Below are 13432 nucleotides of genomic sequence, written 5' to 3'. Positions count from 1 at the left end.
CCCCAATGAGTGCAAAAAGGCGCCCTCCGTAGGGGAGGACGCCTTTGGTAAGTTCTATATGAACGCGAGGTCTTTGACCCGGAGAGTCCGAGGTACTTGTTGGTAAGACCTTATTTAGGAGCGCGCAACCTTGCCGGACTTGAGGCAGGTGGAGCAAACGTTCATCTTGCGACGGTGACCATCGACGACGACGTAGACGCGCTGGATGTTGGGGCGGAACTTACGGTTGGTGACGCGGTGAGAGTGGCTGATGGAGCGACCGGCAACGGGGTGCTTACCGCAAACTTCGCAAACTTTGGACATAACTGACCCTCCTTGGGCGACAAACGAACATGTCGCGTTAACAAACAAGCCTGAACTATAGCACAGAAGTCGCTCCCTGTGCGCAATCTACACAGAGATATTCCTCTTTTGGCGATAGTGCCCACGCCACGGCCCTGGACGTAGATCCGATTTGCGTGCAGCAGAGGGGATTATGCCAGCTCGTGCGTGCGTTTTCAAGCTCGTCCCACAAATATATATAGGTTTATGGAGCATTGGGCTCCGTTTACGGATTGCTCTGTATTTATGCTCGCAATTAAGCTCGAGGTTGGCTACACTATCCCTTGACCATTAAAGGGGTACGAGATACCCACATGGAATTACATAGCTGCCAAAGAGCAGCCCTTCCTGTGGGTGTCTGGTCCGCTTTAAGCGGTCGGGCATCTATTTTTTTGACTGTGTCAGCAGTCAAGACATGTGAGGAAGGAGATCGATGGGCACGACTTCCCCCAAGGCGGTCATCATGGACGAGACCGCCGTCAATCGAGCGATGACCCGCATCGCGCACGAGATTCTCGAGCGCAACGAGGGCTGTGAAGACCTCGCTCTGGTCGGCATCGTCACGCGCGGCGACCTTCTGGCAAAGAAGCTCGCCGAGGAGATCAAGGAGATCGAGGGCGTCGAAGTTCCGCTCGGCAGCCTGGACATCAGCTTCTACCGCGATGACTATGCGACCAATTTCGCTCCCGCGATCCACGCCACCAACATTCCCTTTAGCGTCGACGGCAAGCGCGTCGTGCTGGTGGACGACATCCTGTATACAGGCCGTACCATCCGCGCCGCTCTCGACGCCGTCATGGACCTGGGCCGTCCGAGTCGCATTGAGTTGGCAGTCCTCGTTGACCGCGGCCACCGCGAGCTCCCCATCTCGCCGGACTTTGTCGGCAAGAACGTTCCCTCGTCGCATGAGGAGAACGTGCATCTATATATGAAGGAAGTCGACGGCCACACCGCCGTCGAGATCAACGACGTCGCGCCGGGCTCCCACGTGGGTTCTGCGCCGCTGGGAGGTGAGTAGTACCGTGGCGTTCAACCATAAGCACCTGATCGACATTACCGAGTACTCCGAAGAGGACATCAAGCTCATCCTCGAGACCGCCAAGGCGTTCTCCGAGGTCAACGAGCGTGCGATCAAGAAGGTCCCCACGCTCAAGGGTAAGACCATCGTCAACATGTTCAACGAGCCCTCGACGCGCACCCGTAGCTCCTTCGAGCTCGCCGAGAAGCGTCTTTCGGCCGACAGCCTCAACTTTGGCGGCTCCTCGACCTCCACGGTCAAGGGCGAGAGCCTCGTCGACACCGTCGAGACCCTCAACGCCTATAAGATCGACTGCATCGTCGTGCGTGATAAGCACGCCGGCGCGCCCTACATCGTCACGCAGAACTCGCCCGCGAGCGTCATCTGCGCCGGTGACGGCAAGCACAACCACCCCACGCAGGCTCTGCTCGACCTGTATACCATCTGGGAGCACAAGGGTAACTTCCACGGTCTGAAGGTCGCCGTCGTCGGCGACATCTCCCACTCCCGCGTTTGCGGCTCGCTGATCCCCGCGTTGAAGATCATGGGCTGCGAGACCTACGCCGTCGCCCCCGGCACGCTGCTGCCGCCGGCGCCCGAGGTTCTGGGCTGCGACCACGTGACGAGCGACCTCGATTCCGTCCTGCCCGAGCTGGACGTCGTCTACATGCTGCGCGTGCAGCAGGAGCGCCTCGAGGGTGCCCCGTTCCCCACGATTCGCGAGTACCACAAGCTCTTCGGCCTGACCAAGGACCGCGAGAAGCTCATGAAGCCCGACGCGATCATCTGCCACCCGGGCCCCATCAACCGCGGTGTCGAGTTCGACTCCTATATGGCCGACCACCCGCAACGCTCCGTCATCCTGGAGCAGGTCTACGCCGGTATCTGCGTGCGTATGGCTATCCTGTATCTGCTGCTTGGAGGTGCCGATAATGGCCTTGCTTCTTAAGAATGCCCACGTCGTCGACCCGTCCGTCGAGCTTGACGGTGTCGTTGACGTCCTGATTGACGGCGACAAGATCGCCGAGGTCGGCGAGAATCTCGCCGTCGAGGGAGCCGAGGTCCGCGACCTTTCCGGCAAGTACCTCGTCCCTGGCCTGGTGGATATGCACGTTCACCTTCGCGAGCCCGGCTACGAGGTCAAAGAGGACATCGAGAGCGGCACCCGCGCAGCTGCCAAGGGCGGCTTTACCGGCGTGTGCGCCATGCCCAACACCGATCCCGTCACCGATAACGGCACCGTCGTGGAGTTCGTCAAGTCCCGTGCTGCCGAGGTCGGTCACTGCCGCGTCTATCCGTCGGGCGCCATGACCCGCGGTCTTAAGGGCGAGGCCATGTCCGAGATGGGCGATATGGTCGCCCACGGCGCCGTCGCCTTCACCGACGACGGTCGCGGCGTGCAGGGCGCGGGCATGCTCCGTCGCTGCATGGACTACGGCAAGATGTTCGGCAAGGTCTTTATGAGCCACTGCCAGGACGAGGATCTGGTCGGCCACGGCCAGATCAACGAGGGCAAGGTCTCGACCCGTCTGGCTCTCGAGGGTTGGCCGGCTGCCGGCGAGGAGCTCCAGATCGCCCGCGACATCGAGATCGCCAAGCTGACTGGTGCCAAGCTGCACATCCAGCACATCTCCACCGCCCATGGTCTGGAGATCGTGCGTGCCGGTAAGGCCGCTGGCGTTCAGGTTACCTGCGAGGCCACCCCGCACCACATGTTCCTGACCGAGAACGACCTGGACGAGACCTACAACACTTCGCTCAAGGTCAACCCGCCGCTGCGTACCGAGGAGGATGCCGAGGCCATTCGTCAGGGCGTCATCGACGGCACCGTCGACGTTATCGTCACCGATCACGCTCCCCACACCCCGTGGGAGAAGGCCCGCGAGTTCGAGCTTGCGCCCTTTGGCATGATCGGCCTCGAGACCTCGCTGTCGCTCGTACTCACCGAGCTGGTCAACACGGGCAAGATGAGCATGGGCCGTATGGTCGAGCTCATGGCCATCAAGCCGCGTGAGATCCTGGGCCTCGACCAGGTTCAGGTCAAGGCGGGCTCCGTTGCCGACCTGACCGTGTTCGACGCGTCCGCCACCTGGACGGTTGGCGAGGACGGTTACGAGTCGCGCGCCGAGAACTCCGGTTTTGCCGGCCGCACGCTCACCGGTCGTGCCACCGATGTGTTTGTCGGCGGTAAGCAGACGCTTGCCGACGGCTGCATCTGCTAGCATAGCCTTATCGCTTTTGTGCGCGGCGCCCTTGCGGTGCCGCGCTTTCTATTCGTTTGGACCATGCAACCGCATGGGGGATTGGAGCGTCTATGCCCACACCTTCCACTGCACGCATGCACGACTTCGAGGTCGTCTCGAACCGGGAGATCGCCGACGGCATCTTCTCGCTCGTCATCTCGGCCCCCAAGCTTGCAAGTGCGCTCAAGCCCGGCCAGTTTGTGAACATTGCCGTGCCCGGCGATGCTTCCTCGCTGCTTCGCGTGCCCCTGAGCTTCTATCGCGCCGACGCCGAGGCCGGCACCGTCGAGCTGTGGTACGCCGTCGTGGGCGACGATACCCGTCGTTTGTCCCAGATGGGCCCTGGCTCCACCTCTAACCTGCTGGGCCCCGGTGGCCGTGGCTGGATGGTACCCGAGGGCACCAGGAAGGCCCTGCTCGTCGCCGGTGGCATCGGTGTTCCGCCCGTGCTGTGCCTTGCCGGCAAGCTTGCCGAGCAGGGTGTGGCCGTCGACGTGTGCCTGGGTTTTGGCACCGCTTCCAAGGCCGTGGGCATCGATGAGTTCCGCGCGCTGGGCGCCACGGTCAACGTTTGCACCGACGACGGCTCGCTCGGCACGCACGGTTTTTGCACCGATCCTGCCGCCGAGCTGCTCGGCGAGGGCGGCTACGACTACGTCGCCAGCTGCGGTCCCGCCGTCATGATGAAGAAGGTCGCCGCTGCTGCCGCCGAGGCCGGTGCGTACTGCGAGGTGTCCCTCGAGCGCATGATGAGCTGTGGCTTTGGCGCCTGCAACACCTGCAATGTCGAGACGGTCGACGGTATGAAGGGCGCTTGCATGTGCGGCCCCGTGTTCGATGCTTCCAAGGTGGTGGTCTTCTAGTGGGTACCGTGAACATGGCCGTCGATTTTGGCGGCGTCAAGATGCAGAACCCCATCAACACCGCAGCCGGTACTTTTGGTTACGGTTGGCAGTTCCAGAACTTCTTTGATGTTTCCCAGCTGGGCGCCATCACCACCAAGGGTTGCGCAGCCGAGCCCTGGCCCGGCAACCCCGCGCCCCGCATGGCCGAGATCCCCGGCGGTATGATCAACTCCGTGGGCCTTCAGAACCCCGGCGTGGCCGCCTTTGCCCGCGAGTCCGGCCCGTGGCTCGAGCAGCTCTCCAAGGACGGTTGCCAGGTCATCTGTCAGGTTGCCGGCCACTCCGTTGACGAGTTTGTGCGCGCGCTCGAGATGTATGTCGAGCTATGCCCCTGGGCTGCCGGCTACGAGATCAACGTGAGCTGCCCCAACATCGCCGCCGGCGGTGCCGCCATGGGCTCCACGCCCGAGGGCGCCTCTTCCGTTATGGCTGCCTGCCGCAAGGTGACCGATAAGCCGCTGTTCGTGAAGATGGCGCCGGTCAACGTCGCCGAGATCGCCAAGGCCCTCGAAGCCGCCGGCGCCGACGGCCTTTCGGTCATTAACTCCATCCAGGGCATGGCCATCGACGTCCATACCCGCAAGTCCCGCGTGGCAAAGCCCAAGGGCGGCCTTTCGGGCCCGCTGTGCCACCACATCGCCGTGCGCATGGTCTGGGAGGTCGCCCAGGCCGTCGATATCCCCATCAACGGTGTCGGCGGTGTCATGACCGGCGAGGATGCGGCCGAGTTTATCCTGGCCGGTGCCACCTGCGTGTCGGTCGGCATGGCCAACTTCGTCGATCCGTGCGCTTCGCTCAAGATCGCGCATGAGCTCGAGGCCTGGGCCGAGTCCCAGGGCGTAAAGGACATCAACGAGCTGGTAGGTGCTTTCGAATGCTAGAGACCGATGCCCGCGACCGCGTAATCGTCGCCCTCGACTGCGATCGTGAGCGTGCGCTCGAGCTCGCCCACGAGCTTTCGGGCCATGCCGCCTGGCTTAAGGTTGGTATGACGCTCTATTACGCTGAGGGCCCCGAGATCGTCAAGACCTTTAAGGACCTGGGCTTTAAGGTCTTCCTTGACCTTAAGTTCCATGATATTCCGCATCAGGTTCGCGGTGCCGCCCGTTCGGCCTCGCTTGCCGGTGCCGACCTGCTCTCGGTTCACGGCTTGGGTTCGGGCGCCATGCTCGCTGCCTGCCGCGAGGGTGCCGAGGAGGCGCGCGAGGATCGCGCCAAGCTCGTTGCCATCACCGTGCTCACGAGCATGAACCAGGATTCGCTGGCCGAAATCGGCGTTGAGTCGCCTGTGGCCGAGGAAGCCGCCCGTCTGGCAAAGCTTGCCCAGGCCAACGGCATCGACGGCATCGTGTGCTCGCCGATGGAGGCCCATGACATGCGCGAGTTGCTCGGCCCCGACGCGCTGATCGTGACTCCGGGCGTGCGTCCTGTGGGTGCCGCCCTTGGTGACCAGTCCCGTGTGGCGATGCCTTCCCAGGCTATCGAGCGCGGCGCGAGCCATATCGTGGTGGGCCGACCCATCACCGGTGCCGACGATCCGGTTGCCGCCTTTGACGCCATCGTCGCTGAGCTGGTCGAAAACGTCGCGTAAAAGATTCCCCTAAGTCACCACTTTTGGGTTTCATTAGCACAAAATAGCCCCTGTGCCTGCGTAAACTTTCCCATCCTTTGTGTGGAATCGCAGGTCAGGGGCTTAACTTTGGGCGCAGTATATTGCACTTTTTGCGGGTATCGTCTAACCTATGGAGCCGCGATTGGGCATTTTGTACGTTCTACGTGCTAAAATGCCAATTATTGAATCAGATATAACCCAACTATTTGGAGGTACGAATGGCACTCCCTCAGCTTACCGATGAGCAGCGTAAGCAGGCTCTTGAGAAGGCTGCTGCCGCACGTCACGCCCGCGCTGAGCTTCGCGAGCAGATCAAGAAGGGCGAGAAGTCCCTCGAGTCCGTGCTCAACTCCGATGACCCCATCGCTTCCCGCATGAAGGTTTCCACCCTCATCGAGTCTCTTCCTGGTTATGGCAAGGCCAAGGCCGCCAAGATCATGGAGGAGCTCGGTATCTCCGCTACCCGTCGCGTCCAGGGCCTCGGCGTCCGTCAGCGCGAGCAGCTTCTCGAGCAGCTGACCAAATAAGTGAGCGCTCAGGATTCCAAGCTCTTTGTGATTTCTGGACCGTCAGGCGCAGGGAAGGGTACGCTCGTCACTCGTGTGCGCGAGCGCCGCTCGAACTTGGGCCTGACGGTTTCGGCTACCACGCGAGCACCACGCAAAGGTGAGGTCGACGGCGTCAACTACTTTTTTCTGACGCGCGAGGAGTTCGACCGCCGCGTGGCAAACGGTGAGTTTGTTGAGTGGGCCGAGGTCCACGGTAACTGCTACGGCACGTTGGTGAGCGAGGTCACATCCAAGCTCGCCTCTGGCGCATCTCTGATTTTGGAGATCGATGTCCAGGGCGCCCTGCAGGTGAAGGAGCGTTTCCCCGAGGCCGTGCTGATCTTTATCAAGCCGCCTTCGCTTGAGGTGCTCCGCGAGCGTCTAGTCGGTCGCGGTACCGAGACGCCCGAGACGATTGAGCTGCGTATGGCAAACGCCGCCGATGAGCTTGCCCTTGCCGACCGCTACGACGACGTCGTGGTAAATGACGATCTCGACCGCGCGACCGATGAGCTCGTTCGCGTTCTCGATATGCATGAAAGGATCTGAGGTCCGTGTCCGTTGTAAAGCCTTGCATTGACGATCTTCTGGAGAAGACCGATCACAACCGCTTCCTGCTCGCTTCGCTTGCCTCCAAGCGCGCCTGCGACATCAATAGCATGCTGCGTGGCCAGCACAACCGCGTGCTTGCCGTCCAGGATGTCGATGACATCACCATCGGGCTTTCCGGTGCCGACACCATCTCGATGGCTATGGACGAGATTGTCGACGGCGACATCTCTTACGACGAGGCCCGTTACGAGAAGGCGCTCGGCCACAAGGTTGCTGAAGCCTAAATGGCAGCTCGCGTCTGCCTGGTCCACTATCACGAGGTTGGACTGAAGGGTAAGAACCGCGCACATTTTGAGCATATCCTCATGGATAACATCAAGGCGGCCTTGGCCGCCTTTTCCGTGAATGCCGTGTCTCGAATTTCCGGTTATATCCTCGTGACCTTTAACGAGCATCAGGCCGACGAGGCGGCGCGTGTCATTCGCACCGTTCCCGGCGTTGCTCGCGTGTCTTTGGCGTATCACACCAATCGCGACCCTCAGGAGTACTGTGCCGCCGCCGTGAAGGCGCTGCGCGAGTTTGGTTCCTTCGATTCGTTTAAGGTGCACGCCAAGCGCTCCAATACCGACTATGAGCTCACCTCGATTGACATCAATCGTCAGGTGGGCGAGGTGCTGTGCGAGGCCTTCCCCGATAAAAAGGTTCAAATGCACGACCCCGATGCGATGGTGCACGTGCTGGTGGTCCAGGGTAGCGTTTATGTGTACGCGCGCTCCGAGCGCGGCGTGGGCGGTCTGCCGGTGGGTTCTGCCGGCAAGGTCGTGACGCTGCTGTCGTCGGGTATTGATTCTCCGGTGGCAACCTGGATGCTCGCGCGTCGCGGCGCGGTGTGCGTGCCGGTACATTTCTCAGGTCGTCCGCAGACGCCCGACACGAGCGAGTATTTGGTGCAGGACATCATTCGTGCGCTTGAGCCGGGTGTCCAGATCGGCCGCCTGTACGTGGTGCCGTTTGGCGACTGCCAGCGTGAGATTTCGGTCACCTGTCCCAGCAACCTGCGCGTGATCATGTATCGCCGCATTATGTATTCGGTTGCCGAGCGCATTGCACACATCGAGGGCGCCAAGGCCATCGTGACGGGCGAATCGCTTGGACAGGTTGCCTCCCAAACGCTTGAGAATATCATGGCCGTCAACGAGGCCGTGAAGATCCCCGTGTTCCGTCCGCTCATCGGTTCTGACAAGCAGGAGATTATCGCGCGCGCCGAGGAGATCGGTACGTTTGATATCTCGACTGAGGCCGCTCCCGACTGCTGCACGCTGTTTATGCCGCGCCGTCCCGAGACGCACGCTAAACTCGATGCCGTGCATGAGGCCTGGGAGTTGTTCGATCACGAGGAGATGATTGAGCGCCTGCTCAAGCAGACCGAGTACATCGATTTTGAGAGCAACACGTATAAGGCCCCTAAGACCTTAAAACGCAAACATTCGGAGCTTTCTCCGCGTGAGATTTACCAAGATCACGAGTAAATTTGTGCATAGACCGACGATGCGCTTGCATCGTCGGTCTTTTGCTATCTGGGCATTTTGCGGCTAAGTGTTCATTTGCTGACGTGTGCCTGAATAAATGGACAGATTTGTGCAAGGTTTTGGTCAGCTTTGGGTTTGACCGCTAAAACCGGTTTTGGGGCGTGGCTGTTGCGGGACTCCTTTCCTGACACGATGGTGTTGGGAGGTTTTGCTATGGTGCAGCGCGAACAACACGAACGGGTCAAAAAGATGGACCACTGGGCGGACAAGCTGTTCGGTCATAAGACAGTGGTGATGGCGATATTGGTCGTCATTGCGATGGCGAGCGGCTTGGCGATGGCGAACCTTGGCGGCGGTGCCGGCGGCGTGTCGTTTGAGCGCACTGACGGTTCAGGCTCGTTGGTGAAGCCGGGATCCGGCGATGCCTCGAGCGGAAAGGCATCCGAAGGCTCTTCGACAAAGGCTTCTGCCGCGGCAGAGGTCTATGTCGATGTCGATGGCGCCGTTGTGTCGCCCGGCGTATATCGCCTCAAGGACGGCGCGCGGGTGGCTCAGGCGATTGATGCCGCCGGCGGGCTGGCGCCCGAGGCAGACGTTACGGGGCTCAATCGGGCGTCTAAGGTCACTGATGGACAAAAAATTCACGTTCCAACGGTAGGGGAACAGCAGGCGTCCATTGCGGAAGCCGGTGTTGATGGTGGGGCTTCCGCATCATCGGGTGTGAGTGGCGCAACAGGCCTAGTAAACATCAATACGGCAAGCTCGGCAGAGCTGCAGACGCTCTCGGGCATCGGCCCCTCCATGGCCCAGTCGATTATCGATGAGCGTACAAAGAACGGTGCTTTTGCCTCGGTTGACGATCTGATGCGTGTGTCGGGAATCGGCGAGAAGAAGCTTGCCAAAATCAAAGATTGCATCTGCGTATGAGTGCGACAGAGCGCGAGCATGTGATGCCTCCGCGGCCCTTGATGCCGTGGACGATGGCTCTGTGTGCCGGCGTGTGCATGAGCTGCGCCTTGGTGCTCAACGTGGCCGCTGATGTGCTGCTGAGGGAGCAGGCGCCGGCGGTCGGGCTGCTATGGGCCATTCCCGTTGCGGCGGCGGTATTCGTTGTGCTGGCTCAATTTTGTGCACCGCTTGCTCCTTGGAAGCGGTGGCTGTATGCCGCGTCCGTTGGTCTCGTGGCGGGAGCGGTCGTCTCGGCGTGGTGGGCTGCGGGCGCGCTAAGCGCCTCGAAGGCGCTCGACGGTCGGGCGGCAAGCAGCCTCGAGTTTGTCGTGCAGGGAGATCCATCCATAAACGAGGACGTGTATTCCTATACCTGCGAGGCACGCGCGGACGGTAAGAACTTGGCAACGGTTCGCCTATCGTGCGACCGCGAGCTTAAGGTCGGGGCGCACGTGCGCGTTATCGGTCGCGTTTCACGTTTTGAGAACGATGCTTATGGACGATCGCGTGTGCTCCGAGGCGAGGTGCGCAAGGTTCAAGCCGTTCGGATTGTGCCGGTCGATGAGGGCTCTCCGGGGCCGCTGCTTCGGCTGCGAAATGGGCTGCTAGCGTCCATCGCGCCTGCGACCGACCCGGCGCGTGCGCTCATAGCCGGTGTCGTCTGCGGTCGTTCGGCCGAGCTGCGCGCCAAGCCGGCGGGCGACTGGTTTTCGGTAACGGGAACGGCGCATCTTATCGCCGTCTCGGGCAGCCATTTGGCTATCGTGGGGTTTGTAATCGAGGGTTTATTGCAAAAAACTCGGTGCTCACGTGGTCTTCAGCGGGCGATATTGGCGATAACGCTTGTTGGCTACGCTGCCTTTACTGGCGCGTCTCCCTCGGCCGTGCGCGCGTGCTGCATGGTGTTCGCGACGCTTGTCGTAAACAGCGCGGGGCGTCGCCGGCACGGCGCTTCGGCACTCTTCGCAACCATGTCCATCTTTGTGCTGCTGCGGCCGACGGTGCTGTTCGAGATGGGCTTTCAGCTTTCATGTGCCAGCGTCTTTGCCATTTTGTGCTTTTGTCCCTATGCGACCTACGCTTTGGGTGAGCTGGGTGTGCCATCGGGCGTCGCCAGCATGCTTTCCGTCACGCTGTGCTCGCAACTGGCGACACTTCCCATTACCATTCCTGCCTTCGGTACGTTCTCGCTCATTGCTCCGCTGGCAAATGCAGTCATCGGTCCGGTGGTGAGCGTACTGCTTGCTGTGTCGATCGTGCTGGTTCCCTTTTCGCTCGTGGAACCGTTGCGGATTTGGGCGCTCGTTGTGCCCATGGTTGCCGCCCGTTGCGCACTGTTCTTCGAGCAGCTGTTTGCCGCCGTGCCTGGTGCATCTGTGAGTGTGCCGCCCGATAGCATGTGGATTTACCTAGTGCCGTGTTTGCTGGCGGTTCTGCTGGTCTGGTGGCCGCGTCCCCGCGCACGTTCTATGGCGGTGGGGCTTGCATGCCTGGTGCTCTTGACTGCGATTCCGTACGTCTACTGGGATCGATTCGCTCCGCCTTCGGTGACGGTGCTCGATGTGGGCCAGGCGGATGCGATTCCTATCCGCCAGGGCGACGCAGTAGCACTCGTCGACTGCGGGCTCGACGAGCGCGTGGTAGCGGCGTTGGTTCGCAATAACGTGCACCATATCGATGCCGTCTTTGTGACGCATTGGGATGAGGACCACTGGGGTGGTCTGCCTGCCGTGCTCGAGCAGTTTTCGGTCGGAACGATTGCCGTGGCGGCGGATGCGCTGGAGGATGCTCCTGCCGAGGTATTGAACCGACCTGGCGTGGAGTATCGGCAGGTGCGCCGTGGGGATACGGTCGATATCGGCTCATTTTGCGCCCGCGTGATGTGGCCATTCGAGTCCGTGGATGGCGAGGGAAATGAGGACTCGCTTGTCCTGCTGCTCTTTTATGTTCAGGAAGACAAGGGCCTGCGTATGCTCCTCACCGGTGATGCCGAGCTCGACCAAGAACGGGAATTCGTGCAGGAGGTGGGGGATATCGATGTACTTAAACTTGGGCATCACGGCTCTAAGGTTTCGGTCGATGGTGAGTTGCTGGACGTCTTGAAGCCTGAGCTTTCCCTCGCGAGCGCGGGCGAGGGGAATCGATACGGCCATCCGTCCGATGCCTGCATCGATGCCGTTCAGGAAGCGGGCGGTGTGTTCGCGTGCACTATCGAACACGGCGATATCACCATCACGCCGACCGCGAAGGGCTTTACGATGCGATGCCAGCGACCGTGACGACGTCGTTGGCGTGTGGTGGGCCCCTGGGCTAGAATGGCACGGAACGAATACGAAGGCCTGCGGGAGGGGAGCGCAATGTCCGAAATCGGTCTGCTGCCGGCATATCTGATCGTCGGTACCGACGGCGTCAAGCGCGATCACGCCGTCTCGCGTATGAAAGCGCGTCTGGAAAAGACGGGCATGGTCGAGTTCAACCTCGACGAGCGCGATATGACCAAAGACCCCGATATCGAGTCGATTATCGGATCGCTTAACACCTTTCCGATGGGCAGCGAGTTTCGCCTGGTAATCCTTGACGGCTGTTCAAAGCTCGCCAAGGCGGTCTCGGAGCCGCTTGTCGAGTATTTGGCGAGTCCCAGCCCCACAACGGTCTGCCTCGTCATTGCCGACTCGCTTGCCAAGAACACACGCCTGTATAAGGCGATCGCCAAGATCGATAAGAAGGCCGTGATCGATTGCTCCGGCACCAAGCGCTGGGAGCTACCGCGTCGCGTGCAGCAGATGGCGACGCAGCGCGGCAAGTCGATCTCGACGGCGGCCGCCGAGGAGCTCGTCTCGCGTTCGGGCGAGAACACTCGCATGCTCGATAACGACTTGGCTAAGCTTGCCCAGATGGTCGAGGCGCCCCAGATTGAGCTTGCCGACGTTGAGCGCTGGATTGTACGTACGGCCGAGGTTCAACCCTGGGACTTTCTCAATGCGGTCTCGGCACGTGACATGCGACGCTCGCTCGAGCTTTTCAATCTATTGCCCGCCAAGAGCTACGTGTGGACTTACACGTTGCTGTGCGGCCGCATCCGCGAGCTTATCGTCGCCAAGGCGCTCGATGCGCGCGGACAGGGTCGTGAGCTGGCCGCAACGCTCAAGCTCCAGTCCTGGCAGGTCAAGAATCACTTGACCTGGGCACGTCGCTTTTCGATGGCAGAGCTCGTCGCGGCGCTCGAGGGGGCGGTCGATGTAGAGCTCGCGCTCAAGGGTTCGGCCGATTCTGAGGCCGCGCTTTTGCTCTGGATTACGAACATCTTGAGAAAATCGTGATGATACCTGCCTATTTGACAAATTCGTTCTATCCCTTTGAGGGGGAGCGTGCTATAGTAGGCGCTTGCATGACCTCACCGTGTCTCAGAGGTGTCATACATTTTTTGCAAGGAACTCGAAAGGAACTCCAGAAGTGGCAAACATCAAGTCTCAGAAGAAGCGTATCCGCACCAATGAGGCAGCTCGCATGCGTAACAAGGCTGTCAAGTCCGAGCTCAAGACGCTGACCAAGCACGTCCAGTCCGCCGTCGCCGAGGGCGACGCCGAGAAGGCCCAGGCTGCCCTCAAGACCGTCACCAAGCGTCTCGACATGGCTGCCGCCAAGCATGTTATCCACAAGAACCAGGCTTCCAACCGCAAGTCCGGTCTTGCCAAGCTCGTGAACAGCATCAACGCTTAAGTTGTAAATTTCACACCACACAGATTACGCGCATAA

At 60.8% G+C, this 13432-nt stretch carries 15 protein-coding genes; 14 read left to right on the top strand and 1 reads right to left on the bottom strand.

Annotation, left to right across the window (positions count from 1 at the left end; all coding sequences use genetic code 11):
* Window positions 1-114 precede the first annotated feature (114 nt).
* Window positions 115-303: a 50S ribosomal protein L28 gene (gene rpmB / locus AAAX75_RS04410; RefSeq protein WP_022094725.1), complete on the bottom strand. Its 189-nt coding sequence runs from the start codon at window positions 301-303 to the stop codon at window positions 115-117.
* Window positions 304-754: 451 nt separating this feature from the next.
* On the opposite strand from rpmB, the gene pyrR reads away from it, so the two are divergent.
* The 14 genes from pyrR (at window position 755) to rpsT (ending at window position 13396) form a co-directional block, all read left to right on the top strand.
* A complete protein-coding gene (pyrR, locus tag AAAX75_RS04405; protein ID WP_117770320.1) occupies window positions 755-1339 on the top strand; it encodes a bifunctional pyr operon transcriptional regulator/uracil phosphoribosyltransferase PyrR in 585 nt (194 codons plus the stop codon).
* Window positions 1340-1343: 4 nt separating this feature from the next.
* Window positions 1344-2288, top strand: coding sequence for an aspartate carbamoyltransferase catalytic subunit (locus tag AAAX75_RS04400; protein ID WP_349091226.1), 945 nt, complete (start codon window positions 1344-1346; stop codon window positions 2286-2288).
* On the top strand, window positions 2272-3561 hold the full coding sequence (locus AAAX75_RS04395; RefSeq protein WP_161161343.1) for a dihydroorotase: 1290 nt from the start codon (window positions 2272-2274) through the stop codon (window positions 3559-3561). Before AAAX75_RS04400 ends, AAAX75_RS04395 begins: the two co-directional genes overlap by 17 nt.
* Before the next feature lie 116 nt (window positions 3562-3677).
* Complete coding sequence (locus AAAX75_RS04390; protein ID WP_349091261.1) at window positions 3678-4445, top strand: dihydroorotate dehydrogenase electron transfer subunit; 768 nt, start codon at window positions 3678-3680, stop codon at window positions 4443-4445.
* Complete coding sequence (locus AAAX75_RS04385; protein WP_022094721.1) at window positions 4445-5368, top strand: dihydroorotate dehydrogenase; 924 nt, start codon at window positions 4445-4447, stop codon at window positions 5366-5368. Before AAAX75_RS04390 ends, AAAX75_RS04385 begins: the two co-directional genes overlap by 1 nt.
* On the top strand, window positions 5362-6078 hold the full coding sequence (gene pyrF, locus AAAX75_RS04380) for an orotidine-5'-phosphate decarboxylase (protein WP_349091225.1): 717 nt from the start codon (window positions 5362-5364) through the stop codon (window positions 6076-6078). The genes AAAX75_RS04385 and pyrF overlap by 7 nt, the downstream gene beginning before the upstream one ends.
* A 239-nt stretch (window positions 6079-6317) precedes the next feature.
* Window positions 6318-6626, top strand: coding sequence for an integration host factor, actinobacterial type (mihF, locus tag AAAX75_RS04375; protein WP_006236130.1), 309 nt, complete (start codon window positions 6318-6320; stop codon window positions 6624-6626).
* Window positions 6627-7196 carry a guanylate kinase gene (gene gmk, locus AAAX75_RS04370; RefSeq protein WP_006236131.1) on the top strand — a complete coding sequence of 190 codons (570 nt, stop codon included), beginning with the start codon at window positions 6627-6629 and terminating at the stop codon, window positions 7194-7196.
* Between the two features lie 5 nt (window positions 7197-7201).
* Window positions 7202-7483: a DNA-directed RNA polymerase subunit omega gene (locus AAAX75_RS04365; RefSeq protein WP_035138532.1), complete on the top strand. Its 282-nt coding sequence runs from the start codon at window positions 7202-7204 to the stop codon at window positions 7481-7483.
* Window positions 7484-8728, top strand: a complete 1245-nt coding sequence (gene thiI, locus AAAX75_RS04360; RefSeq protein WP_349091224.1) for a tRNA uracil 4-sulfurtransferase ThiI — start codon at window positions 7484-7486, stop codon at window positions 8726-8728. It begins immediately after the preceding gene.
* Window positions 8729-8941: 213 nt separating this feature from the next.
* Window positions 8942-9655, top strand: a complete 714-nt coding sequence (locus AAAX75_RS04355; protein WP_349091223.1) for a ComEA family DNA-binding protein — start codon at window positions 8942-8944, stop codon at window positions 9653-9655.
* Window positions 9652-11955, top strand: a complete 2304-nt coding sequence (locus tag AAAX75_RS04350) for a DNA internalization-related competence protein ComEC/Rec2 (RefSeq protein ID WP_349091222.1) — start codon at window positions 9652-9654, stop codon at window positions 11953-11955. Before AAAX75_RS04355 ends, AAAX75_RS04350 begins: the two co-directional genes overlap by 4 nt.
* Before the next feature lie 78 nt (window positions 11956-12033).
* Window positions 12034-12996: a DNA polymerase III subunit delta gene (gene holA / locus AAAX75_RS04345; RefSeq protein WP_349091221.1), complete on the top strand. Its 963-nt coding sequence runs from the start codon at window positions 12034-12036 to the stop codon at window positions 12994-12996.
* Window positions 12997-13129: 133 nt separating this feature from the next.
* Window positions 13130-13396, top strand: coding sequence for a 30S ribosomal protein S20 (gene rpsT, locus AAAX75_RS04340; protein ID WP_022094714.1), 267 nt, complete (start codon window positions 13130-13132; stop codon window positions 13394-13396).
* Window positions 13397-13432 lie beyond the last annotated feature (36 nt).

Origin of the sequence: Collinsella sp. CLA-ER-H7, assembly GCF_040092345.1 — a bacterium.
Lineage (GTDB): Bacteria > Actinomycetota > Coriobacteriia > Coriobacteriales > Coriobacteriaceae > Collinsella.
Note: the sequence above shows the minus strand (reverse complement) of the source record. Positions and strands in the feature narration are given on the sequence as shown.